We start from the raw sequence: 24,849 nt of genomic DNA on the forward strand, positions 1-24,849 counted from the left end.
TGCTACGCCATGCCATGGCGGCAGGTCCGCCCCGCGCTGTCGTCTTGTGTCACTGCATGAACTGCAGCGCGGCCAGGCTGGCGTAGAGACCGCCGCGGCGCGCCAGTTCGGCGTGCGTGCCGATGTCGACGATGCGGCCCTGCTCCATGACCACGATGCGGTCGGCGCGCTGCACAGTGGCCAGGCGGTGCGCGATGACCAGTGTCGTGCGGCCGCGCATGGCCTGTTCGAGCGCTGCCTGCACCGCGCGTTCGCTGGCGGCGTCGAGCGCGCTGGTGGCTTCGTCGAGCAGCAGCAGTGGGGCATTTTTCAGGATGGCGCGGGCGATGCTGATGCGCTGGCGCTGCCCGCCCGACAGCCGCACACCGCGCTCGCCCAGATACGTGTCGTAGCCCTGCGGCAGCTCGAGGATGAAGTTCTCGGCCTGCGCTGCACGCGCAGCCGCCCGCACCTCGGCGTCGCTGGCGTCGGGGCGGCCGTAGCGGATGTTGTCGGCGGCGCTGGCGGAAAAGATGACCGCGTCCTGCGGCACCAGGCCGATACGCCGGCGCAGTGCCGCAAGATCGGCCTGCCGCACGTCGACACCGTCGATGTGCACACTGCCTTCCTGCACGTCGTAAAAGCGCAGCAGCAGTTGCAGCACCGTGGTCTTGCCGGCACCGCTCGGGCCGACCAGCGCCACCGTCTCGCCGGGCGCGATGCGCAGCGTCACGCCGTCGAGCGCGGGCCGCTCAGGCCGCGATGGGTAGAAAAAGCGCACCTGCGCGAGCTCGACTGCGGAGCCCCGGTGCACCAGCGGCAGCGCCACCGGCTGTGGCGGGTTGTGCACCGGAGATTGCTCGGCGAGCAGTTCCATCAGCCGCTCGGTCGCTCCTGCGGCGCGCAGCAGGTCGCCGAACACCTCGGCCAGCGCCGCGGCGGAGCCAGCCACCAGACCGATGTAGAGCACCGTCTGCCCCAGCGTGCCGGCGCTCATGCGGCCTTCCATCACTGCCACCGTGCCCAGGTACAGGCCATAAAGCAGGGCGCCGAACAGCGCGACGATGATGAATGCGGTCAGCAGCGCGCGCACCCTGTTGCGGCGAACCGCGGTGCGAAAGGCATTTTCCGCCGAGTCGCGAAAGCGCTGTGCCTCGTCGGCCTCGCGCGCATAGCTCTGCACCACCGGCATTGCGGCGAGCACTTCGGTGGCGATCGCGCTGGCGTCGGCGATACGGTCCTGGCTGGCACGGGACAGACCGCGCACCCGCCTGCCGATGAGCACCGCCGGAGCCACCACCACCGCGATCACCACCAGCACACCCAGCATCAGCCCTGGATTGGTGACGATGAGCATGGTCAAGCCGCCCAGCAGCACGACCCCATTGCGCAGGCCCATCGAAAAGCTGGTGCCCACCACGGTCTGCACCAGCGTGGTGTCAGTGGTCAGGCGCGAGATCACCTCGCCGGTCTGGGTATGTTCGAAAAACTGCGGGCTTTGCCGCAGCACATGGGCATAGACCGCGCTTCGCACATCGGCGGTGACGCGCTCGCCCAGCCAGCTCACCATATAGAACCGCGCGGCAGAGAACACCCCGAGCGACACCGCCAGAACGAACAGCCCGGCGAAATGCCAGCCCAGCGCGGCGGAACTCGCCTGCGCATGCAGCATGCCGGCGTCGATCAGCCAGCGCAGCGCCAGTGGGAAGGCCAGCGTGCTGCCGGCGGCCAGCAGAAGGAACAGCAGCGCCACCGCAATGCGCACGCGGTATGGACGCAGGAAAAGCAGCAGACCGCTCAGCGAGCGGATCGAGCGGCTACGTGCGCGCTTGTCGGTAAGGGTCAGGGGGCGAGAGGCGGCGTGTTCGGCGGACATGCGGCATTACAGCACGCAACCGCGGCCCAGCGCTCGACCGATGTCAAAGTGCGGGTTGCGCGGCGCTATCGTCGTCGCGTGGGGCGGCGGTCTGCGCGTGGTCGAGCTGCGGCACCTCGGGCGGTGGTTGCACGCCAGTGCGGCTGAAACCGATGAAATGCGCGCCCGCTTCGATGTCGAGCGACTGCGCGGTGACATCACCCTCCACCCGGCCCTGGCCGTGGATGCGCAACTGCTCGGCGGCATGCACCTTGGCCTTGATGCGGCCGTGCACCAGCACACTGCGCGCGCTGACCTGCTCGCCCTCGATCGCGCCGGTGGGCGAGACTTCCAGATCGCCGTCTACCTGCACATTGCCGAACAGGCTGCCGTCCACGCGCAGATTGCCAGCGGTGCGCAGATCGCCGCGCAGTTCGCTGCCGGTGCCGATGAAGGTCAGCGCCGAGGGCATGACCGCGGCAGACGGGCCGGACGCCGCGGCGGCGTCCCTGGCCCAGACATCGGTGGACTTGGGAGTTTTTGGCTTGAACATGGGCAGGTCCTATCGGCTGGCGAGAAGGTAGCTGGCGGGGTCGAGCGTGCGGTCACGGTAAAACAGGGTGTAGTGCAGGTGCGGGCCGGTGGAGCGGCCGGTATTACCTGACAGCGCAATGATCTGCCCGCGTTGAACGCTGTCGCCGGGCTTGACCAGGATCTTGCCTAGATGGCCGAACAAGCTGCGATAGCCGAAGGGATGATCGATGACAACACAGTTGCCATAGCCCGGCGTCCAGCCAGCGCTTTCCACCATGCCGTTCGCCGTGGCTTGAACCGGGGTGCCGATGTCTACGCCGAAATCGACGCCATTGTGAAACTCCAGCCCACGACCCAGCGGGTTGGGGCGCAGACCGTAGTCGGATGTGATGTCGAGCGGGCCCGACACGGGAGCCCCCATCGGCCGCGCCGCCTCGACTGCGGCGAGTTGCTGCGCTTGCGGCAGCAACTGATCGAGCCGGGCGGCGATCACATCGGCCTGTTCGTGCACCAGAGCATGGGCGTTGGACAGGGTCAGTGGGGTGGCGATGCCGCCCTGAGGTCCCGATTTGTGCTCGACGGGAAACTGCTGCGCACGTTGCTGCGCAAAGCTGTGCATGGTGCTTGCCAGGCCGTCGACACGCTGCTTCAGGCGCAGCAGTGTGTGCGCCATGGCGCCGTTTTCGGCGAGCAGCCGGGCATTGGCCGACTGCACGGCAGCCGCCTGCGCCGCCAGTCGCTCGGCCTGCTGGCGGGCATTTGCGCTGAGCATCTGTGACCAAACCATGTAGACCGTGATCAGCAGCCAGACCGCGACTGCACCGCTGGCCCACAGCACTGCGCGACGCAGCAGGTCGAGATCGATGCGCAGGCTGTATGCCGGGTGGCCGGGGCGGGTGATGAGGATTTGCAGATGCCGCGAACTCGCTGCCGCGCGTGCCGTCTTCGGCTTGCCGAACAGGGCGTGGAGCAGGGCGGAGCGCTTGGGCAGTGGCATGGTCGCAGCACGGCGGCGGGTCAGGACGCGGAAGGATTCTAGGCGCTGTCTGCGCAGGCCGGGCATGCCGCAGCCGCACCAGCACAGCGCGTGACAGCCAGGCCAAAACCCGCAGCAAACCGGCATCGACTCCGCACTGTATATTGCCCGGATGACAGATCATTTGCCCAAAGCCGGGGCGGGCAGCGCTGCAACGGCTGATGCCATCCGCATCCGCGGCGCCCGCCAGAATAACCTCAAGAATCTTGACCTGGACATTCCGCTGGGGCAGATCGTCGTGGTCGCCGGCGTGTCGGGTTCGGGCAAGAGCTCGCTGGTGTTCGACACGGTTTACGCCGAAGGGCAGCGACGCTATGTCGAGACCTTTTCGCCCTACGCGCGGCAGTTTCTCGACCGCATGGATCGTCCGCAGGTCGACCGTATCGAGGGCATTCCTGCTGCGATCGCCATCGACCAGACCAACCCGGTGCGCACCTCGCGCTCCACCGTGGGGACGATGACCGAACTGGCCGATCATCTCAAGCTGCTGTTCGCCCGCTCCGCGCAGCTGTACTGCCGCGGCTGCGGCGCGCTGGTGCGGCGGGATTCGCCGCAGAGCATCGTCGATGACCTGCAGCGCCGCGCCCGTCTGCTGCCAGGCGGGCTGCGCGCCGCGGTCGTCTTTGCCGTCGCCGTGCCGCAGGGGATGTCGGCAGCGCACATCGCCGAACAGCTCGGCGCGCAGGGCTACACCCGCATCCTGGGCGAGCGGCAGACGCCGCAGGCCTTGGTGCTCGATGTGGTGCAGGACCGTCTGCGCCTTCCCGCAGACGACACCGCGCGGCTCGCCGAGGCGGTGGAAGCCGCGCTGCGGCTCGGGCAGGGGCGCATGGAAGTGCGCGAGCTGACCGATGACGCCGTCACGCCCGGCGTGCAGTGGAAGTATTCCGCCGACCTGCACTGCCCGGATTGCGACATCCACTACCACCGCGACCCCAGCCCCGGGCTGTTCAGTTTCAACTCACCGGTGGGTGCCTGCGACACCTGCCGCGGCTTCGGCCGGGTGATCGGGGTCGATCTCGATCTGGTGATTCCCGATCCGCGCAAGACCTTGCGCGGCGGCGCGATCAAGCCCTGGCAGACGACCAGCTTTGCCGAATGCCAGACCGATCTGGAGCGCTACGCCGCGCAGGCCGGTGTGCAGCTGGACGTGCCGTGGGCCGAGCTGAGCGAGCGCGAGCGCAGCTGGGTGATCGACGGCGACCCCGACTGGCGCGGCGACTGGCAGAAGCAGTTTTACGGCGTGCGTCGCTACTTCGACTGGCTGGAAAGCCGCGCGTACAAGATGCATGTACGGGTGCTGCTGTCCAAGTACCGTAGCTATACCGTCTGCCCGGCCTGCGCCGGCGCGCGGCTCAAGACCGAGGCGATGCTGTGGCGCGTGGGGACGCGCGAGCAGGCGGACGCGGCGCTGTCCGGCGGCTATCGCCGGTTTCGCCCCGTGGGCGTGCAGTGGGATGAGCACACCCTCTGCGCGCTGCCTGGCCTGAGCCTGCACGATCTGAATTGCCTGCCGATCGAGCGGCTGCAGCAGTGGTTTGCCGAACTGCTGCTTCCCGGCGACATGGCCGCCTCGGCCAGCAGCCTGCTGCTCGACAACATTCGCTCCAGGCTACGTTTTCTGTGCGACGTGGGCTTGGGCTATCTCGCCCTCGACCGGCAGTCGCGCACCCTGTCGGGCGGCGAAGTGCAGCGCATCAACCTCACCACCGCGTTGGGTACCGCGCTGACACAGACCTTGTTCGTGCTCGACGAACCGTCGATCGGCCTACACTCGCGCGACCTGGACCGGCTCAACGGCGTGCTGCAACGGCTCAAGGATGCGGGCAACTCTCTGCTGCTGGTCGAGCACGACCCGCAGCTCATGCGCGCTGCGGACTGGATGCTCGAAATCGGCCCCGGCCCCGGGGAGCGCGGCGGGCAGCTGGTGTTTCAGGGCACGGTCGAACAGGCACTACAGGCCGAGACCCTGACCGGGCGCTACCTGCGCGGCGACCAACGGGTGTGCGACGTGCTGCCACGCCGCCGCACGCAGCGGCGCGACCAGGCTGGCGGCCTGCTCACTCCCCGGCTGACCCTGGAGGGTGCGCGCGAGCACAACCTCAAATCGCTTACGGTCGAGATTCCGCTGGGGGCGATGACTGCACTGACCGGCGTGTCCGGCTGCGGCAAGTCCACGCTGATTGGCGATGTCCTCTATCCGGCGCTTGCCCGCGCGCTCGGCAAGACCGCCCCGGCGCCTGGCGCTTTCGACCGTCTGCTCGGCGCGGAGCAGCTGGGCGACGTGGTGCTGGTCGACCAGTCGCCGATCGGCAAGACCGCGCGCTCGAACCCAGTGAGCTTCGTCGGAGCGTTCGACGGCATCCGCGCGTTGTTCGCCACCCTGCCCACTGCGTGCGAGCGCGGCTACACCGCGGGCACCTTTAGTTTCAACAGCGGCGACGGTCGCTGTCCCACCTGCGGTGGCTCGGGTTTCGAGCATGTGGAAATGCAGTTCCTCTCCGACGTTTACCTGCGCTGCTCGGATTGCGACGGCAAGCGCTACCGGCCCGAAGTGCTCGAACTGCGCCTGCCCGCGCACGGCAGCTTCGCCCCGCTCAACATTGCCGACGCGCTCGACCTCACCGTGGCCGAGGCGTTGCAGCGGTTTCGCGGCCAGTCCGAGATCACCCGGCCGCTACAGGCGCTGGTCGACGTGGGGCTGGACTATCTACGCCTGGGCCAGCCCACGCCCACGCTGTCGGGCGGCGAGGCACAGCGCCTCAAGCTTGCGGGCTTTCTGGCCGAGGCCGCCAAGTCCCGGCACGGACTGGCGCGCAAGGGCACGCTGTTCCTGTTCGATGAGCCGACCACCGGGCTGCATTTCGACGACGTCGCCCGGCTGCTGCGCGCGCTGCGCAAGCTGCTCGATGCCGGTCACACCGTGCTGGTGATCGAGCACAACCTGGACCTGATCGCCGCGTCCGACTGGGTCATCGACCTCGGCCCGGAGGGCGGGGATGCCGGCGGCCGGCTGGTGTTCGCCGGTCCGCCCGACGAACTCGCAGCCTGCGCCGCATCGTTCACCGGCCAGGCTCTGGCGCGGGACGCGGCAGCGCGAAACGGCGATCCTTCCCAGCCATCCCTACAGGGTGGGGAGGGGCGGGTCATCTCCTGCGCACATGAGGGGGGTCGGCAGGGATATCCGAAGGGGGGAGCCGCCAACCCATCCACCGACTTCCAAGCCGCCGAACCCCCCGCCGCCTACACCGCCACCGATGCGTCCTTGGGCCCACATCTGGCCAGTGCGCTGCGTGCCGGCAAGGCTGGGTTCATCGCCATTCGCCAGGCGCGCGAACACAATCTGCGCGGAGTCGACGTGGACATTCCGCGCGGCCAGATGACCGTGATCACCGGCGTGTCCGGCTCGGGCAAGTCCACGCTGGCGTTCGACGTGCTGTTCACCGAGGGCCAGCGACGTTATCTGGAATCGATCAATGCCTACGCACGGCAGTTCGTCCAGCCTGCGGCGCGGCCCGACGTGGAAGCCATATTCGGCATCCCGCCGACGGTGGCGATCGAGCAGCGCACCAGCCGCGGCGGGCGCAAGAGCACGGTGGGCACGCTCACCGAGACGTATCACTTTCTGCGGCTGATCTACGCCCGGTGCGGCACGCAATATTGCCCTGACTGCAACATCCCGATCGAGCCACAGAGCGCGGATGCGATTGCCGCGCAACTGTTGCGTGACTGGCGCGGCCGGCACATCGGGCTGCTGGCGCCGCTGGTGGTGCAGCGCAAGGGCTATTACACCGATCTGGCGGTGTGGGCGCGCAGCATGGGCTACACCCATCTGCGGGTGGACGGCGCCTTCGTCCCAACGGATCCTTGGCCGCGGCTGGACCGCTTCAAAGAGCACAGCATCGAGCTGCCGGTGGGCGATCTGGTGGTGGGACCGGACACCGAGGGCCGGCTGCGCGACCTGCTGCGCCGCGCGCTTGCGCTGGGCAAGGGGGTGGTGCTAGTGCTCGCCCCGCTCGACGGGCTGAAGGACGCGATGGCCAGCGGCCAGACCGAGCCGCCGATGCGCAGCCTGCTGCTGTCGACCAAGCGCGCCTGCCCGGGCTGCGGCCGCAGCTTCCGCGAACTCGATCCGCGGCAGTTCTCGTACAACGCGCCCACCGGCTGGTGCCCGACCTGCTTGGGCACCGGAGAATTGTTACCTGGCTTCGACGCCGGGCAGACCGGCGAGGAGGCCGCGTGGATCGAGGGCGATGCCGAGCCTGCCACCGCGCGCGGCAAATTCACTCGCGGTCGATCGCTGGGTTCTGCCGCGGCATCCGGCGCACCGACCCCCTGCCCGAGTTGCCACGGCGCCCGGCTGAACCGCGACAGCCTCGCGGTGCGCTTTCGCGCGCTGTCGATCGCCCAGCTCTGCGCGCTCGACGTGGACGCCGCCAGCACGTGGTTCGATGCGCTGCAGCTCAGTCCCCGCGAGGCGGAGATCGCACGCGATGCGATCAGCGAAATCCGCTCGCGTCTGGCCTTTCTGCGCCAGGTCGGCCTCGGCTATCTCGGGCTAGACCGCGCCGCGCCCACGCTGTCGGGCGGGGAGGCGCAGCGCATCCGGCTGGCGGCGCAGCTCGGCAGCAATCTGCGTGGGGTGTGCTATGTGCTCGACGAGCCGACCATCGGCCTGCACCCGCGCGACAACCGCATCCTGCTCGACGCGCTGGCCACGCTCAAGGCCAAGGGCAACACTCTGGTCGTGGTCGAGCACGACGAAGACACCATGCGCCGCGCCGATCACCTGATCGACATCGGCCCCGGTGCCGGGCGGCGCGGCGGGCAGGTCGTGGCCAGCGGACCGCTGGTGCAGGTGCTGGCGCAGGCCGACACTGCCACCGCCCGCAGCCTACGCGATCCCATGCCCTGGCCGTTACAGCCGCGGCCGCGCACCACCGCGCAAACCCCGGCCCTGCGCCTGCGCGGCGCGCATCTGCACAATCTGCAGGGCATCGATGTGCAGTTTCCGCGCGGACGGCTCAGCGTGGTCACCGGGGTGTCCGGCTCGGGCAAGTCCACGCTGGCGCGGGACGTGCTGTTGCCTGCGCTGCGCCAGCGGCTTGGTGGCGATCTGTCCGAGCTGCCGAGTGCCGCCGATCTCACCGGCTGGGACGGCCTGGAGCGCGTCCTCGAGGTCGATCAGGCACCCATCGGCAAGACGCCGCGGTCCTGCGCCGCGACCTACCTGGGCATTTGGGACGCGATCCGCCAGCTCTTTGCCGACACCGAGGAAGCGCGTATCCGCGGCTACACCGCCAGCCGCTTTTCATTCAATGCTGGCCCCGGCCGCTGCCCGACCTGCGAGGGACAGGGCGCGGTGAAGGTGGCGATGAACTTCCTGCCCGACGTGACCGTGCCCTGCACCGACTGCAACGGCCTGCGCTTCAATCCCGAGACCCTGGCCGTGCGCCTGCGCGGGCGCAACCCTGGTGAGGTGTTGCAGATGGAGGTGGACGAGGCGGTCGGCTTCTTTTCCGCGCACCGCAAGATCCACCACGCACTCAAACTGCTGCAGGACGTGGGCCTGGGCTATCTGCAGCTCGGCCAGCCCAGCCCGTTTCTGTCGGGGGGCGAGGCGCAGCGCATCAAGCTGGTGGCCGAGCTCGCTATGGCGGGTGCGCGGCCCACGGTGTATGTGCTCGACGAGCCCACGGTCGGCCTGCACATGACCGACACTGAAAAGCTCATCCGCGTGCTGCACCGCCTGACCGACTGCGGGCACACCGTGGTGGTGATTGAACACGATCTGGACATGATGGCCAACGCCGACTGGCTGATCGACCTCGGCCCCGAAGGCGGGCAGGGCGGCGGACGGCTGGTGCTGCAGGGCCCGGTGGCCGATTTCCTGCGCCCCGGCGCTGCTGGCCACACCGCGCAGGCGCTGCGCGCCGCCTGGGAGCGGCATGCCGCTGTCGCGCAGCAAGCCAGCGCGTGATCACTCTTGTGTCATATACAAGACTGTTTCGCTCTGCTCCTGCCGCGGCATAGAATGCCCGGGTCATTACCGAAGGAGACCCCTCATGGACCAGCATATCCGCATTCCCGCCGGCGAGAAAATCACGGTCAACCCGGACTTCTCGCTCAACGTCCCGGATCATCCCATCATCCCCTACATCGAGGGTGATGGCACCGGGGTGGACATCACCCCGGTGATGATCAAGGTGGTCGATGCGGCGGTGCAAAAAGCCTATGGCGGCAAGCGCAGGATCGCCTGGATGGAAATCTTTGCTGGCGAGAAGGCCACCCGCGTCTACGGCCCGGATGTCTGGCTGCCCGAATCGACCCTGCAGGTGCTCAAGGACTATGTGGTGTCGATCAAGGGGCCGCTGACCACCCCGGTGGGTGGCGGCATCCGCTCGCTCAATGTCGCGCTGCGGCAGGAACTCGACCTCTACGTCTGCCTGCGCCCGGTGCGCTATTTCCAGGGCGTGCCGTCGCCGGTCAAGCATCCGGAAAAGACCGACATGGTCATCTTCCGCGAGAACTCCGAAGACATCTACGCCGGCATCGAATGGGCCGCCGAGTCGGATGGGGCGAAGAAGGTGATCGATTTCCTGATCAACGACATGGGGGTCAAAAAAATCCGCTTTCCGCAGACCTCGGGCATCGGCATCAAACCCGTGTCGCGCGAGGGCACCGAGCGGCTGGTGCGCAAAGCCATGCAGTACGCAATCGACAACGACCGCAAATCAGTCACCCTGGTGCACAAGGGCAACATCATGAAGTTCACCGAGGGCGCGTTCCGCGACTGGGGCTACGGTCTGGCGCAAAAGGAGTTCGGCGCACAGCCACTCGACGGCGGGCCGTGGATGACCTTCAAGAATCCCAAGACCGGACGCGACATCGTGGTCAAGGACATGATCGCCGATGCTTTCCTGCAGCAGATCCTGCTGCGCCCCGACGAGTACGACGTGATCGCCACGCTCAATCTCAACGGCGACTACATTTCCGATGCGTTGGCTGCGCAGGTGGGCGGCATCGGCATCGCGCCGGGGGCGAACCTGTCGGACAGTGTGGCGATGTTCGAGGCCACCCACGGCACCGCGCCCAAATATGCTGGTAAGGACTATGTCAACCCCGGCTCGGAAATCCTCTCGGCAGAAATGATGCTGCGGCACATGGGGTGGGTCGAAGCGGCAGACCGCATCATCGCCAGCATGGAAAAGGCCATTCTGTCCAAGCAGGTCACCTACGACTTTGCCCGCCTGCTACCCGGCGCCACGCAGGTCAGCTGCTCCGGGTTTGGACAGGTGATGATCGACCACATGTGAGCCCGTGTGCGTGTCGCGCAGTGCCCGTCGAAAGACCGCTTGGTGCGGTCTTTTTTCTGCGCTGCGAGGCAGGGAACCTCCGTCTTGTTTTTCACTCTTTCTCCCGCAAATGCAAGGCTGAGAGTCGCCGCCTGTCATCCCGGGGGTGCGCTGCGGAATTACCCTTGACGTCCCCCCAACTGCGGCAGACATCCCTAAAATTTGCGTATGGCTGCACCCACACCCACACCCAATCACCCCGAAGACGGCGGCTCTGTCGTCGCCGAGCGCCAGACGCTGCGGGTCAAACCGCCGGCGATGTACCAGGTCATCTTGCTCAACGACAACTTCACGCCGATGGAATTCGTGGTTGTCGTGATTCAGCACTTTTTCAACAAGGACCGAGAAACGGCAACCCAAATCATGTTAAAAGTGCATCGCGATGGCCGCGGTGTCTGCGGGGTCTACACCCGCGATATCGCGGCAACCAAGGTGGAACAGGTGATCGCAGCAGCCCGTCAGGCCGGTCACCCGCTGCAGTGTGTGATGGAAGCCATTTAGGAGGCTCGAGATGATTGCGCAAGAACTGGAAGTCAGCCTGCACATGGCTTTTGTCGAGGCGCGCCAGCAGCGCCACGAATTCATCACCGTCGAGCATCTGCTGCTCGCGCTGCTCGACAACCCATCGGCCGCCGAGGTCCTGCGCGCATGCTCGGCCAATCTGGACGATCTGCGCAAGAGCCTGAGCGCGTTCATCAAGGAGAACACCCCCATCGTCCCCGGTTCGGACGATGTGGACACCCAGCCGACGCTGGGTTTCCAGCGGGTGATTCAGCGCGCCATCATGCATGTGCAGTCCACCTCCAACGGCAAGAAGGAGGTCACCGGTGCGAATGTGCTGGTGGCCATTTTCAGCGAGAAGGACTCGCATGCGGTCTACTACCTGCACCAGCAGGGCGTCACTCGGCTCGACGTGGTGAACTTCCTGTCGCACGGCATCCGCAAGTCCGAGCCGGTGGAGCCGGCCAAGTCGTCCTCGTCCTCGAACGAGGAGAGCAGTGACGAGAAGGACGGCAAGGAGTCGGCGCTCGACCAGTTCACCCTCAACCTCAACGCGCTGGCGCAACAGGGCAAGATCGATCCACTGATCGGCCGCGAACACGAGGTCGAGCGGGTCATCCAGGTGCTGTGCCGTCGGCGCAAGAACAACCCGCTGCTGGTCGGCGAGGCTGGTGTGGGCAAGACCGCGATTGCCGAGGGTCTGGCCTGGCGCATCACCGAAGGCCAGGTGCCCGCGATTCTCGACAAGGCCGTGGTCTACTCGCTCGACATGGGCGCGCTGCTGGCCGGCACCAAGTACCGGGGTGATTTCGAGCAGCGGCTCAAGGCAGTGCTCAAGCAGCTCAAGGACAAGCCGCACGCCATTTTGTTCATCGACGAGATCCACACCCTGATCGGCGCCGGTTCGGCCTCGGGCGGCACTCTTGACGCCAGCAACCTGCTCAAGCCAGCGCTGTCGTCCGGGCAGTTGCGCTGCATCGGGGCGACGACCTTCACCGAATACCGCGGCATTTTCGAGAAGGACGCGGCGCTGTCGCGGCGTTTCCAGAAAATCGACGTGGTCGAGCCCAGCGTGCAGCAGACGGTTGAGATCCTGCGCGGGCTGAAATCGCGCTTCGAGGAGCATCACGGTGTGAAATACTCGCCCGGTGCACTGTCGGCCGCAGCCGAGCTTTCGGCCAAGTACATCAACGACCGCCACCTGCCCGACAAAGCGATCGACGTGATCGACGAAGCCGGCGCGGCGCAGCGCATTCTGCCCAAGAGCAAGCAGAAAAAGACCATCGGTAAGCCCGAGATCGAGGAAATCATTTCCAAGATTGCGCGTGTGCCAGTGCACAGCGTCACCACTGACGACCGCTCCAAGCTCAAGAACCTCGACCGCGACCTGAAGAACGTGGTGTTCGGCCAGGAGGCCGCGATCGACGCACTGGCCGCCGCCATCAAGATGGCGCGCTCCGGCCTGGGCAAACCCGACAAGCCGATCGGCGCCTTCCTGTTCAGCGGCCCCACCGGTGTGGGCAAGACCGAGGTCGCGCGGCAGCTGGCGTTCACCCTGGGGGTCGAGCTCATCCGCTTCGACATGTCCGAGTATATGGAGCGGCACACTGTTTCGCGGCTGATCGGCGCGCCGCCGGGCTATGTCGGCTTCGACCAGGGCGGCCTGCTCACCGAGGCCGTGACCAAAAAGCCGCATGCGGTACTGCTGCTCGACGAAATCGAAAAGGCGCATCCGGACGTGTTCAATGTGCTGCTGCAGGTCATGGACAGCGGCACGCTCACCGACAACAACGGACGCAAGGCCGATTTCCGCAACATCATTCTGATCATGACTACGAATGCCGGCGCGGAAACCATGCAGAAATCGGCCATCGGCTTTACCAACAAGCGCGAACAGGGTGATGAAATGGCCGATATCAAGCGCCTATTTACGCCCGAGTTCCGCAACCGGCTCGACGCGATCATCAGCTTCAAGCCGCTGGACGAGGCCATCATCCTGCGCGTGGTCGACAAGTTCCTGCTGCAGCTCGAAGCGCAGCTCGCCGAGAAGAAGGTCGAGATTTCCTTCTCCGACGCGCTGCGTCGCTACCTGGCCAAGGCCGGGTTTGACCCGCTGATGGGCGCTCGGCCGATGCAGCGCCTCATCCAGGACACGCTACGGCGCGCGCTGGCCGATGAGCTGCTGTTCGGTCGTCTGGTCGATGGTGGTCGGGTGTCGGTCGACATCGACGAGTCAGCGCCCGAGAAAGACAGGATCAAACTCGACATCACTCCGCCCGAGCCACGATCGCGGCGAAAAGAGGCCGAGGACGCTGCGGTCTGACCGGCTATCTCGGCGGCCCGGAAAACCGCTGAGATCGTCGGTCGGGCAGCGTCGGTCAGGCTGGGCAGTCTGCTTCCAGTCCGGCCAACGCGGTAGCCGTTTCCAGCAGCACCTGGACGAAATTCTCCTGCAGCGGATCGGTCGTTTGTGCCCGCTGCAGCACGCCGAGCTCGATGCTTGCCGGAGGTCCGAGCAAGGCGCGGTACTCCACACCCGCGCGCTTGAGCCGTTGCAGCGAGGCCGGCACCAGGGCCACGCCCATACCGCTGGAAACCAGACCGATCACGGTCTGCATCTGCCGCGCGTGCTGGGTGATACGGGGGACGAAACCCGCGGCGCGACACAGACTGATGGTCAGGTCGTACAGCCCGGGCCCGATGGCCCGCGGCGGCACGATGAACGGTTCCCTGGCCAGAGTGCGCAGATCGACCGCCCCCGGGGTCTGCAATGCCGGATGATCGATTGGGGCGGCGAGGATCAGCGGTTCGTGCAAAAGGCTGGTGAAACGCAGGCCGGGCTCATCGACCGGGGCAAGCCCGATGCCGAGATCCAGCTCGGCTGCGTGCAGATCACGGATCTGCGCATCGGTCGTGAGTTCGTGCAATTGCACGTCCACCTGTGCGAAACGGATGCGGAAGGTTTTGAGCGTGGGCGGCAGGATGCCGAAGTCCGCAATCGAGACAAAACCGATTCTCAGCAGGCCAGCCTCACCGCGATGAGTGCGCTGCGCTCTTGCTACCGCCTGATCGATCTGGGCGAGGATGGCGCGGGCGTCTGCATGAAATGCTTCTCCCGCCGCAGTGAGCATCACACCGCGATTGCTGCGCAGCAGCAAACGGGCGCCGAGCTCATCCTCGAGCGCCTTGATCTGGGTAGACAGCGGCGGCTGCGACACATGCAGCCGTTCGGCTGCGCGAGAAAAGCTGCCCTGTTCGGCAATGGTGACGAAGTAGCGAAGCTGCCGCAGTTCCATGATTCGCCAGACGTATGGCGCCACAATCAAAAATGTATTGTTCAATATAGCCGAGGATTCGGACAATCACGCTGCGTTTCGACATTTCCCGCAGGAGAACCGCCCCATGCCCGCCTATCGCTCCCGTACCAGCACAGCCGGCCGCAACATGGCCGGGGCCCGCGCGCTGTGGCGCGCCACCGGCATGCAGGAAGGCGACTTTGGCAAGCCCATCATCGCCGTGGCCAATTCCTTCACCCAGTTCGTCCCCGGCCATGTGCATTTGCAGAACTTGGGGCAGCTGGTCATCGAGGAAATCGAGAAGGCCGGTGGCGTGGGCAAGGAGTTCAACACCATTGCGGTGGACGACGGCATTGCGATGGGCCATGACGGCATGCTCTACAGCCTGCCGTCGCGCGACATCATTGCCGACAGTGTGGAATACATGTGCAACGCGCACACCGCTGACGCGCTGGTGTGCATTTCCAACTGCGACAAGATCACCCCCGGCATGCTGATGGCCGCGCTGCGGCTGAACATTCCGGCGGTGTTCGTCTCCGGCGGGCCGATGGAGGCGGGCAAGACTCGGCTGGCGGGCAAGGTGATTTCGCTCGACCTGATCGACGCCATGGTGGCTGCCGCCGACGACAAGGTATCAGACGAGGATGTGCAATCGATCGAGCGCTCGGCCTGCCCGACCTGCGGTTCATGCTCGGGCATGTTCACAGCCAACTCGATGAACTGCCTGACCGAGGCGCTGGGCCTGTCGCTGCCCGGTAACGGCTCGCTGGTGGCCACGCATGCCGACCGCGAACAGCTGTTCCGCCAGGCGGGGCGCACCATCGTCGATCTAGCGCGGCGGTATTACGAAGGCAATGACGACAGCGTGCTGCCGCGCAACATCGCGTGCAAGGCCGCGTTCGAGAACGCCATGTCGCTGGACATTGCAATGGGCGGATCGACCAACACCGTGCTGCACCTGCTCGCCGCGGCGCAGGAGGGCGGGGTGGACTTCAGTATGGCCGACATCGATCGCCTGTCACGCAAGGTGCCCACGCTGTGCAAGGTGGCGCCGTCCAGCCATTTCCATCTCGAGGACGTGCACCGTGCCGGCGGTGTGATGGCGATTCTGGGCGAACTCGACCGCGCCGGTCTGCTCGACACCCGCGTACCCACGGTGCACGCGCCGACACTGGCTGCTGCGCTCGATACCTGGGACATCGCCCGCCAGCCCAGCCAGGCGGTGCAGACTTTTTACCGCGCCGGCCCAGCCGGGGTGCGCACCACCAAGGCGTTCTCGCAGGACTGCCGTTATGACACCCTGGACACCGACCGCGCCGCTGGCTGTATTCGCGACATCGCACACGCCTATAGCACCGATGGCGGTCTGGCCGTGCTGTTCGGCAATCTGGCCGAGCGCGGCTGCATCGTCAAGACCGCCGGGGTGGACAAGAGCATCCTGAGCTTCTCCGGCCCTGCGGTGGTGTTGGAAAGCCAGGACGCCGCGGTCGAGGCGATCCTGGGCGGGCAGATCAAGCCGGGCGACGTGGTCGTCATCCGCTATGAAGGCCCACGCGGCGGGCCCGGCATGCAGGAAATGCTCTACCCCACGAGCTATCTCAAGTCCAAGGGCTTGGGCAAGGTCTGCGCGCTGATCACTGATGGGCGCTTCTCCGGCGGCACCGCCGGGCTGTCGATCGGCCATGTCTCGCCCGAGGCGGCAGAAGGCGGCACCATCGGCTTGGTGCGTACCGGCGATCGCATCGTGATCGACATACCCAACCGCGTGGTGCGCGTGGATGTGAGCGACGAGGAACTGGCACGCCGCCGCGCCGAGCAGGATGCCCGCGGGTGGAAGCCCGCCGCGCCGCGCGCGCGCAAGGTCAGTCAGGCGCTCAAGGCCTATGCCAAGCTGGTCACCAGCGCTGATAGGGGCGCGGTGCGCAACCCCGAGTTACTGCAAGACTAGCGCCCGTTCGGGCGGCCTCTTGCGACGCACTGTGCTGCTGCGCCCAGCGCGATCAGCCGTCTCGCGCGCTGCTGGCGCGGCAGGGGCGCGCAGGCAGGTGTAGGACAATCTTGGGGTTGCATGACTCCCGTGATTTTCCATGCGGCTCGCGCTCGAACACATCAGCAAGTCCTATCCCGGCGTCAAGGCCAATGACGACATTAGCCTGCAGGTCGCCGCCGGCGAAATCCATGCAGTGCTGGGCGAGAACGGTGCGGGCAAGTCCACCCTGATGAAAATCATCTCTGGCGCGGTGCAGCCCGACTCTGGGCAGATCGTCTGGAACGGCATGCCGGTGCGGATGAAAAACCCCGGCATGGCGCGCGATCTGGGCATTGCGATGGTCCACCAGCATTTCTCGCTGTTCGACACCCTCACCGCGGCAGAGAACATCTGGCTCGGGCTGGGGCGGGGCATCGGGCTTTCCGAGGTGGAGCGTCGCATCGACGCGGTCGCGCAGCGCCATGGTTTGGACATCGCGCCGCGTCGCCCGGTGTACACCCTGTCGGTCGGGGAGCGTCAGCGGGTGGAAATCATTCGCTGTCTGCTGGCCGACCCCAAGCTGCTGATTCTGGATGAGCCGACCTCGGTGCTCACGCCGCAGGCAGTGGAAAAACTGTTTGTGGTGCTGCGCCAGCTGGCGGCGGACGGTTGCAGCGTTCTCTATATCAGCCACAAGCTCGACGAAATCCGCAGCCTGTGCCACAACTGCACCGTGCTGCGCGCAGGCAAGGTGGCCGGGCGGGTCGACCCGACCAGGGAAACCGAGGCCAGCCTATCTCGACTGATGATCGGCGCCGATCCGCCCGCGCTGCAGCACCGGCCCGCGCAGCCTGGCGAAATCTTGCTGCAGGTGCAGGATCTGAGCCTGCCGGGCGATGGCGAGTTCAGCGTGCCGCTGCATCATCTGTCGCTGCAGGTGCGCGCAGGGGAAATCCTAGGGATTGCCGGGGTGTCGGGCAACGGGCAACAGGAACTGCTCGCCATGCTGTCGGGCGAGGACCGGCGCGCGGGCCCCGAGGCGGTACGACTGGCCGGTGAGCCGGTGGGCCTGCTCGGTCCGGCGCAGCGGCGCAGCCGTGGGTTGCGTTTCATTCCTGAAGAACGCCTTGGCCGGGCCACGGTGCCGATGCTGTCGCTCGAACAGAACATGCTGCTGACCGCGCCGCCGGCCGAGGTCAGCGCGCACGGCCTGATCCGCAGGCAGACCCTGCGCGCGCAGGCGCAGGCGGTGATCGCGCGCTTTGGCGTGAAGGCCAGCGGCCCGCAGACCGCCGCGCGTAGCCTGTCGGGCGGCAATCTGCAGAAATACATCGTCGGCCGCGAAATCCTTGGCCGGCCCCGGGTGCTGCTCGTCGCGCAACCGACCTGGGGCGTGGACGTGGGCGCGGCGGCGCAAATTCGTGCGGAACTGCTCGCGCTACGCGATGCAGGCTGCGCGGTGCTGGTCATTTCCGAAGAGATCGACGAACTGTTCGAGATCGCCGATCGACTGCAGGTCATGGCACGCGGCAGGCTTTCGCCCGCGGTCGCCCGCGCAGACGCGACGGTGGAGCAGATCGGACTGTGGATGAGCGGGCTGTGGTCGAAAGACGGTGCCTTGAATGAGGAGGCGGCGCATGCTGCGGCTTGAGGCGCGGGCCCAGCCGTCGCGGCTGATGCTGTGGCTGTCGCCACTGCTGGCACTGTCCATCACCGTGGCCTTTGGCGTGAGCATTTTCCTGGCCCTGGGCAAGAACCCACTGCAGGGGCTGGGCCTGTTTTTCTGGGAGCCGGTCAAAAGCGCCTATAGCCTGTCGGAACTGGCGCTCAAGGCCACGCCGCTGATCCTCATCGGTCTGGGTCTGGCGGCCTGCTATCGCAGCAATGTCTGGAACATTGGCGCCGAGGGGCAATACGTCCTCGGGGCGATTTGCGGCGGCGGCGTGGCGTTGCTGGCGGGCGACCACACCTCGCATGCCATCGTGCTGCCCATTCTGCTGGCGGGCATGCTCGGCGGCATGGTGTGGGCGGGGCTGGTCGCTTCCTTGCGCGACTGGCTCAACGCCAATGAAATCCTGGTCAGCCTGATGCTGGTGTATGTCGCGCAATACCTACTCGACTATCTAGTGTATGGGCCGTGGAAAGACCCGCAGGGCTACAACTTTCCGCAGACAAAGATGTTTGCCGATCCCGCGCTGTTGGGCCACCTGATCGAAGGCACGCGGCTGAACTGGGGATTTCCTATCGCGCTGGTGACCGTGGGTTTGGTGTGGCTGTTTTTGTTTCGCAGCGTGGCTGGGTTCCGGCTGCAGGTGAGCGGACTGGCGCCCGCAGCAGCGCGCTACGCAGGGTATTCATCGCGCAAGGCGCTGTGGAGCGTGCTGCTGATGTCGGGCGCGTTCGCCGGTCTGGCCGGGGCGCTGGATGCGATCGGCCCGCTGCAGCAACTCACGCCGCAGGTGTCGCAGGGCTACGGCTTTGCCGCGATCATCGTTGCCTTCGTCGGTCGGCTCAACCCGGTGGGCATCGTGCTGTCCGGGGCGCTGATGGCGATGTTCTATATCGGCGGCGAACTGGCGCAGTCGCGCCTGGGGTTGCCGAGTGCACTGACCGGGATGTTCCAGGGGCTGCTGCTGTTCTCGCTGCTGGCCTGCGACACCCTGATCGACCACCGCATCCGCTTCAAGCGCACACGGTAAAGATGAACATGGATATGACCGCCTCTCTCATCGCCACCGCGCTGAGCGCGGGAACTCCGCTGGCGCTGGCGGCGCTCGGCCTGCTGATCAACGAAAAATCCGGCGTGGTCAACCTCGGTGCCGAAGGCATGATGCTGATGGCCGCTGTCGTGGGCTTTGCCGTGGCGCTGCATACCGGCAACCAGTGGGTGGCGTTCGGCGCGGGCGCGCTGACCGGCGCGCTACTGGCCGCGGCGCTGGGCCTGCTGGTCATCTGGCTCAACACCAACCAGTACGCCACCGGACTGGCGCTGACGCTGTTCGGCGGCGGGCTGTCGGCGTTCATCGGCATCGACTATGTCGGCAAGAGCTTGCCGAACTTTCCGCCCTGGGCCATTCCGGGTCTGAGCGATCTGCCATTCTTCGGCCCGGCGCTGTTTCGCCACCATCTGATGCTGTATCTCACCATCGCGCTGGCGCTGGGCATGATCTGGTTTCTCGACCGCACCCGCACCGGGCTGGTGCTGCGTGCGGTGGGCGAGTCGCCTGAAGTCGCACATGCGCTGGGCTATCCGGTACGGCGCTTCCGCCTGCTGGCGCTGGTGTGCGGCGGTGCGCTGGTGGGCGTAGCGGGGGCGTATCTCTCGGTGATCTACACCCCGCTGTGGGTGCAGGGCATGACCGCAGGGCGCGGCTGGATTGCGCTGGCGCTGACCACCTTCGCCACCTGGCGTCCGGCGCGTGTGCTGCTCGGCGCGTATCTGTTCGGCGGTGTCACCATGCTGCAATTCTTTTTTCAGGGCAGCGGGGTGCAGGTGCCGTCGCAGTTGCTGTCGATGCTGCCATATATTGCCACCATCGTGGTGCTCGCGCTGATCTCGCGCAATCCGCAGTGGATTCGGCAGAACATGCCCGCGTCGATCGGCAAGCCCTTCCGCCCGGCGGGGTGAAGCTGCCTTGTCTCAGGCACGATTTTTGTATGCGGTTTCGCATCATTTTTTGGAGAACTCCATGTTCACAACCCGCTTGAAAAAACCTCTGATCGCGCTGGCTGTAGTTGCCGGCCTGATGGGCTTTGGCGGCGCGTCCGCGCAGGCCGCCGAGCCGCTGAAAATCGGCTTTGTCTACGTCGGCCCGGTGGGCGATGCCGGCTGGAGCTATGCGCACAACCAGGCGCGGCTGGCGCTGCAGGCCAAGTTCGGCAACCGGATCAAGACCCAGTATGTCGAAAGCGTGCCCGAAGGCCCGGATTCGGCACGGGTGCTGCGCGATTTGGCGCAGCAGGGCGACGGCCTGATCTTCGCCACTAGCTTTGGCTACATGGAATCGGTGCTGCGCGTGGCGAAAGATTTTCCGAACGTCAAGTTCGAGCACGCAACCGGCTACAAGACTGCAAAGAATGTCGGCACCTACGACGCCCGCACCTATGAAGGCGCGTATCTGGCTGGGGTGATCGCCGGGGGCATGACCAAGACCAATGTGCTCGGCGTGGTCGGCTCGGTGCCGATCCCCGAGGTCATCCGCAACATCGATTCCTTCACTCTGGGCGCGCAGTCGGTCAACCCCAGGATCACCACCAAGGTGGTGTGGGTGAACAAGTGGTTCGACCCGCCGAAAGAAACCGAAGCTGCCACCTCGCTGATCAACCAGGGCGCCGACGTGCTGTTCCAGAACACCGACTCCCCGGCAGTGCTGCAGACCGCCGAGAAATTGGGCAAGTACGGCTTCGGCTGGGACAGCAATATGAGCAAGTTCGGCGGCAAGGCGCACCTGGCCTCGGCCACCATCAATTGGGCGCCGCTATATGAAATGCTCACCGATCAGGTGCTCAAAGGCACCTGGAAACCTGCGCAATACTGGTGGGGCATGAAGCATGACACCATCGCGCTCCAGGACATCAGCCCGCTGGTTCCCGCTGCGCTGAAAAAGACCGTGATGGAGCGCGAGGCCGGCCTGAAGAACGGCACGCTTGCCATCTGGAAGGGCCCGATCGTTGACTCAACCGGCAAGACCGTGCTGCCCGCCGGCAAGGTGGCCGACGACCAGTTTCTGCATGGCATCTCGTTCTACGTGAAGGGTGTGGAAGGCAAGGTGCCGGGGCAGTGATCCGGCATGCGCCGGGGCGCGTGGATCGACCAGCTCGACACGCTCTGGCAATGCGCAGGGCAGGTGACGTGAGCAGTGCACCGGTGTCCGCAGAGCAGGCGGTGGCGCTGACTCGCGCATGGGTCGATCGGGTGGTGATCGGGCTCAATCTGTGTCCGTTTGCCAAGGCGCCGCAGGTCAAGGGCCGCATCCGCTATGTCCACAGCGATGCCACCACGCCGCAGGACTTGCTGCATGCGCTATGTACCGAGCTGCGGCTGCTGGCCGACACGCCGATCGAGGTGGTGGAAACCACGCTGCTGATCCATCCGCAGGTGCTCACCGATTTTGCGCAGTACAACGCGTTTCTCGATCAGGCCGAGGCTGTGGTGGAGGTGCTCGGGCTGCGCGAGGTGCTGCAGATCGCCAGCTTTCATCCGCAGTACCGCTTCGCTGGGACCCGGCCGACGGACGTGAGCAACGCGACCAACCGCTCGCCGTTTCCGATGCTGCACCTCATCCGCGAAGCCAGTATCGACCGCGCCGTGGCCGCGTTTCCAGAGCCCGAAGCGATCTACCAGACCAATATCGCCACCATGCGTCGGCTGGGCAAGGCGGGCATCGCCGCGCTGCTGGCGCAATGCGCGCAGGATGTGCAGACGCCGGACTGTGGCAATTGACCCTGCTGAGCGCAGGGGCGGCCGCGCAGTCGCATCCGCTCACAATTGCAAGCTTGGGAGGCGGTGATGTGGAACGAGGATCTTGATGCGGAGTTCAACAGTCTGACCCCGGGGAGATCGGCTAGCGCGCTATCGCGGCGCGACTTTGTGCGCTCTGCACTCGGCGTGGGCTTTGCCGTGGCTGCAGGGCCGGTGGTGGCGCAGACCGCGATCCACACCTCGGCCGAGGGCTTGCTGGCAGTCGAGGTGCAGATCGAATCAGGCGGGCAGAAAATCCCGGTCTACCGCGCCCAGCCCAGGGGCAAGAGCGATCTGCCGGTGGTGCTGGTGGTATCCGAAATTTTTGGCGTGCACGAATACATCGCCGACGTCGCACGGCGCTTGGCGCATCAGGGCTATCTGGCGCTCGCGCCCGATCTGTTCGTGCGTCAGGGCGATCCGATGACTTACGGCAGTATCGCCGAGGTGATGCGCAATGTGATTTCCAAGGTGCCCGACGCCCAGGTGATGCAGGACCTGGACGCCTGCCGCAACTGGGCCAGCGCGAACGGCGGCAAGGCCGGTCATGTTGGCATCACCGGGTTCTGCTGGGGTGGGCGTATCGTCTGGCTGTATTGCGCGCACGCCCCGGTGCAGGCAGGGGTGGCATGGTATGGCCGTGTGGTGGGCACGCCGTCCGCGCTGACTCCGACCAACCCGGTGGACATCGCCAAGGAACTCAAGGCGCCGGTGCTGGGGCTGTATGGCGGTAAGGATCAGGGCATCCCGCTCGAGACGGTCGATCAGATGCGCAAGGCGCTCGCAGCAGGCAGTGCCGCTCCCGGGCCTCGGACATCGTGGTCTATCCCGATGCCGGACATGGCTTTCATGCAGACTACCGGCCGAGCGACAACGCCAGCGACGCGCAGGACGGCTGGAACCGGATGCTGGCCTGGTTGCGGCAGCATCAGGTCGTCGCCTGAAGCGAGGCCATGTTCAGCGCACCACGAGCACGGGCAGCTTGGAGTGCGACAGCACGCGCGCAGTCTGGCTGCCCAGCATGGCCGAACTCAAACCGCCTCGCCCATGCGAGGCGATGATGATGCAGTCGCAGCCTTGCTTTTCGGCCACGGCAAGCAACCCACGCCAGGCTTGTGCGTCTTCCTCCACCACCGTGTCGCAGCGCAGTCCGGCGGCTTGCAACTGATCGCGCATGCGCTGCAGTGCGCTGTTGGCCTGCTTGCGCACCTCCTCCTGCCATTGATCCATGCCTACCGGCATGACCTCGATCGCGCCGATGTAGGGATAGAGGTCGATGACCGAGGCGACGGTGATCCTGGAGTCGAATTTTTTGGCCAGTTCGATTGCGTAAGGCAGGGCTTTTTCAGACAGATCGGAACCGTCAGTGGACAGCAGAATGTGGTTGAACATGGGGGAGTGCTCCGGTTTTGAGGTTGTTGCCGCCGGGGTTGGGAACGGTCGCCCCGGCGGGATGAGTCAGCGCAGCACCAGGACCGGAATGGTCGAGTGGGTCAGCAGCTTCTGGGTTTCACTGCCGAGCAGCAGCGCCTGCACGCCGCGGCGGCCGTGCGAGGCGATGACCACCAGATCGCAGCCGCGATCCTTGGCCACATCAAGCATGGCTTTCCACGGGTGGATGTCCTCGGCGATCACCGGCTCGAAGTTCACGCCGGCGGCCTTGCAGGCATCCTGCAGCGGTTTGAGTGCATCTTCTGCCAGTTTGGTGACATGCACGCGGTATTGGTCTGCCGTGATCGGCACGGACTCCGCCAGGCCGGAATAGGGGTAGGGGTCGGTGACGTTGAGTCCGATCACAGTCGCGCCGCAACTCTTGGCCAGTTCGACTGCGTGCGGGATGACCTTGGCGGCGGTTTCCGAACCGTCTGTGGGGGCAAGAATTTTCTTGTACATGGTGAGCTCCGTTGCGTGTGGGAAACTGGATCGTGGCCGTTCACCCGTCGCCACGTCCATATGCTGCTCTCGCAATGTATCGCCGCGTTTGCGGCAGATCAAACGGATGGCTCAGCTCCGCCCCTTGGCTATGGGGTGAGATGGATCGGCGCACCATTCGCTCCAAGAGCCAGGGTAGAGCAGACTGCCGTCGAGTCCGGCGTGCATCATTGCCAGCAAATTGTGGCAGCCCGAGACGCCGGAGCCGCAGTGGTGAATCACGTCGCGTGGGTCCCAGTCCTCGAGCAGGGCGGTGAATTCCTCGCGCAGCTGCTGGCGCGACTTGAACGTGCCGTCGGGCTGCAGATTGGTCTGGTAAAAGCGGTTCCTGGCGCCGGGAATGTGCCCAGCCACTGGATCGAGCGGCTCGACCTCGCCGGCGAACCGTTCGGGGGCGCGCGCGTCGAGCAACAGCCTGCTTTGGTTGCGAAGGTTGTCCGAGACTTCCTCGGCCGATACCGTGCCAGCCAGCGCCGCGCGGCGGACGAAACTGCCGGGCGGCCGCGGTGCCGGCGCAGCACTCTGGCTGGCGCCGCCTGCGGCGACCCAGGCCTGCCAGCCGCCGTCGAGCACGGCCACCGCGTCATGTCCGAGCCAGCGCAGCATCCACCACAACCGAACGGCAAAGCTGCCGCCCGAGCGGTCGTAGGCGACCACCTGTTGATCCTGGTTCAGCCCCAGTTGGGCCAGGCGTTCGGCAAAGGCCTGCGGGTCGGGCAGCGGATGCCGGCCGTTGCGACCATTCGCCGGTGCCGACAGGTCGCGGTCGAGGTGCAAGAACAACGCCCCGGGGATGTGCCCGCTGGCGTAATGCCGCGCGCCAGCCTGGGGATCGGCCAGATCGTGGCTGCAATCGACCACGAAGGCATCAGGCAGGCTCGACAGCTCGGCTGGAGAAATCAGCGTGGTGTAGCGGGCAGGCATGGCTTGT

General features: G+C 66.0%; 17 protein-coding genes and 1 pseudogene. 11 read left to right on the forward strand and 7 right to left on the reverse strand.

Translation table 11 applies throughout. The features are described 5' to 3' along the window. Nucleotides 1-49: 49 nt before the first annotated feature. From ACZ47F_RS11570 to ACZ47F_RS11580, 3 genes are read right to left on the reverse strand one after another with little or no spacing between them, the layout of a single operon-like run. Nucleotides 50-1,855 carry an ABC transporter transmembrane domain-containing protein gene (locus ACZ47F_RS11570; protein WP_464924859.1) on the reverse strand — a complete coding sequence of 602 codons (1,806 nt, stop codon included), beginning with the start codon at nt 1,853-1,855 and terminating at the stop codon, nt 50-52. A 43-nt stretch (nt 1,856-1,898) separates the two neighbouring features. Continuing rightward, on the reverse strand, nt 1,899-2,387 hold the full coding sequence (locus tag ACZ47F_RS11575; RefSeq protein ID WP_464924860.1) for a bactofilin family protein: 489 nt from the start codon (nt 2,385-2,387) through the stop codon (nt 1,899-1,901). A gap of 9 nt (nt 2,388-2,396) precedes the next feature. After that, complete coding sequence (locus ACZ47F_RS11580; protein WP_464924861.1) at nt 2,397-3,365, reverse strand: M23 family metallopeptidase; 969 nt, start codon at nt 3,363-3,365, stop codon at nt 2,397-2,399. A gap of 151 nt (nt 3,366-3,516) precedes the next feature. Between ACZ47F_RS11580 and uvrA the strand changes: the two genes are divergently transcribed. From uvrA to clpA, 4 genes are all read left to right on the forward strand, one after another. Next, nucleotides 3,517-9,384, forward strand: a complete 5,868-nt coding sequence (gene uvrA / locus ACZ47F_RS11585; protein WP_464924862.1) for an excinuclease ABC subunit UvrA — start codon at nt 3,517-3,519, stop codon at nt 9,382-9,384. Between the two features lie 85 nt (nt 9,385-9,469). Beyond that, complete coding sequence (gene icd / locus ACZ47F_RS11590) at nt 9,470-10,720, forward strand: NADP-dependent isocitrate dehydrogenase (RefSeq protein ID WP_464924863.1); 1,251 nt, start codon at nt 9,470-9,472, stop codon at nt 10,718-10,720. Between the two features lie 207 nt (nt 10,721-10,927). Further along, nucleotides 10,928-11,260 (forward strand): ATP-dependent Clp protease adapter ClpS, encoded by a 333-nt coding sequence (gene clpS, locus ACZ47F_RS11595; protein ID WP_464924864.1) that lies wholly within the window; start codon nt 10,928-10,930, stop codon nt 11,258-11,260. Between the two features lie 10 nt (nt 11,261-11,270). Beyond that, entirely contained in the window at nt 11,271-13,583 is a 2,313-nt protein-coding gene (gene clpA, locus ACZ47F_RS11600; protein ID WP_464924865.1) for an ATP-dependent Clp protease ATP-binding subunit ClpA, read from the forward strand. Nucleotides 13,584-13,638: 55 nt separating this feature from the next. On the opposite strand, the gene ACZ47F_RS11605 is transcribed toward clpA, so the two are convergent. Beyond that, nucleotides 13,639-14,556 carry a LysR family transcriptional regulator gene (locus ACZ47F_RS11605; RefSeq protein WP_464924866.1) on the reverse strand — a complete coding sequence of 306 codons (918 nt, stop codon included), beginning with the start codon at nt 14,554-14,556 and terminating at the stop codon, nt 13,639-13,641. Nucleotides 14,557-14,662: 106 nt separating this feature from the next. On the opposite strand from ACZ47F_RS11605, the gene ilvD reads away from it, so the two are divergent. The 7 genes and pseudogenes from ilvD to ACZ47F_RS11640 all read left to right on the forward strand — a co-directional run bounded on the left by ilvD (nt 14,663) and on the right by ACZ47F_RS11640 (nt 22,930). Next, nucleotides 14,663-16,504 carry a dihydroxy-acid dehydratase gene (ilvD, locus tag ACZ47F_RS11610; protein ID WP_464924867.1) on the forward strand — a complete coding sequence of 614 codons (1,842 nt, stop codon included), beginning with the start codon at nt 14,663-14,665 and terminating at the stop codon, nt 16,502-16,504. Between the two features lie 139 nt (nt 16,505-16,643). Continuing rightward, nucleotides 16,644-18,176 carry an ABC transporter ATP-binding protein gene (locus ACZ47F_RS11615; RefSeq protein WP_464924868.1) on the forward strand — a complete coding sequence of 511 codons (1,533 nt, stop codon included), beginning with the start codon at nt 16,644-16,646 and terminating at the stop codon, nt 18,174-18,176. Beyond that, nucleotides 18,163-19,224, forward strand: a complete 1,062-nt coding sequence (locus tag ACZ47F_RS11620; RefSeq protein ID WP_464924869.1) for an ABC transporter permease — start codon at nt 18,163-18,165, stop codon at nt 19,222-19,224. The genes ACZ47F_RS11615 and ACZ47F_RS11620 overlap by 14 nt, the downstream gene beginning before the upstream one ends. A gap of 8 nt (nt 19,225-19,232) precedes the next feature. Then, nucleotides 19,233-20,153 carry an ABC transporter permease gene (locus tag ACZ47F_RS11625; protein ID WP_464924870.1) on the forward strand — a complete coding sequence of 307 codons (921 nt, stop codon included), beginning with the start codon at nt 19,233-19,235 and terminating at the stop codon, nt 20,151-20,153. A gap of 118 nt (nt 20,154-20,271) precedes the next feature. Further along, nucleotides 20,272-21,309 (forward strand): BMP family ABC transporter substrate-binding protein, encoded by a 1,038-nt coding sequence (locus ACZ47F_RS11630; RefSeq protein WP_464926630.1) that lies wholly within the window; start codon nt 20,272-20,274, stop codon nt 21,307-21,309. Between the two features lie 50 nt (nt 21,310-21,359). After that, on the forward strand, nt 21,360-21,968 hold the full coding sequence (locus ACZ47F_RS11635) for a DUF1415 domain-containing protein (RefSeq protein ID WP_464924871.1): 609 nt from the start codon (nt 21,360-21,362) through the stop codon (nt 21,966-21,968). A 66-nt stretch (nt 21,969-22,034) separates the two neighbouring features. Beyond that, nucleotides 22,035-22,930 (forward strand): annotated as a pseudogene (locus tag ACZ47F_RS11640) (dienelactone hydrolase family protein). A 13-nt stretch (nt 22,931-22,943) separates the two neighbouring features. Here the strand turns inward: ACZ47F_RS11640 and ACZ47F_RS11645 are convergent. From ACZ47F_RS11645 to ACZ47F_RS11655, 3 genes are all read right to left on the reverse strand, one after another. Continuing rightward, the gene (locus ACZ47F_RS11645) at nt 22,944-23,378 is read right to left on the reverse strand and encodes a universal stress protein (RefSeq protein WP_464924872.1); all 435 of its coding nucleotides are present in this window, start codon (nt 23,376-23,378) and stop codon (nt 22,944-22,946) included. A gap of 66 nt (nt 23,379-23,444) precedes the next feature. Beyond that, entirely contained in the window at nt 23,445-23,879 is a 435-nt protein-coding gene (locus ACZ47F_RS11650; protein WP_464924873.1) for a universal stress protein, read from the reverse strand. Nucleotides 23,880-23,990: 111 nt separating this feature from the next. Further along, nucleotides 23,991-24,842 (reverse strand): sulfurtransferase, encoded by an 852-nt coding sequence (locus tag ACZ47F_RS11655; protein WP_464924874.1) that lies wholly within the window; start codon nt 24,840-24,842, stop codon nt 23,991-23,993. Nucleotides 24,843-24,849 lie beyond the last annotated feature (7 nt).

The organism is Thiomonas islandica (assembly GCF_055383445.1).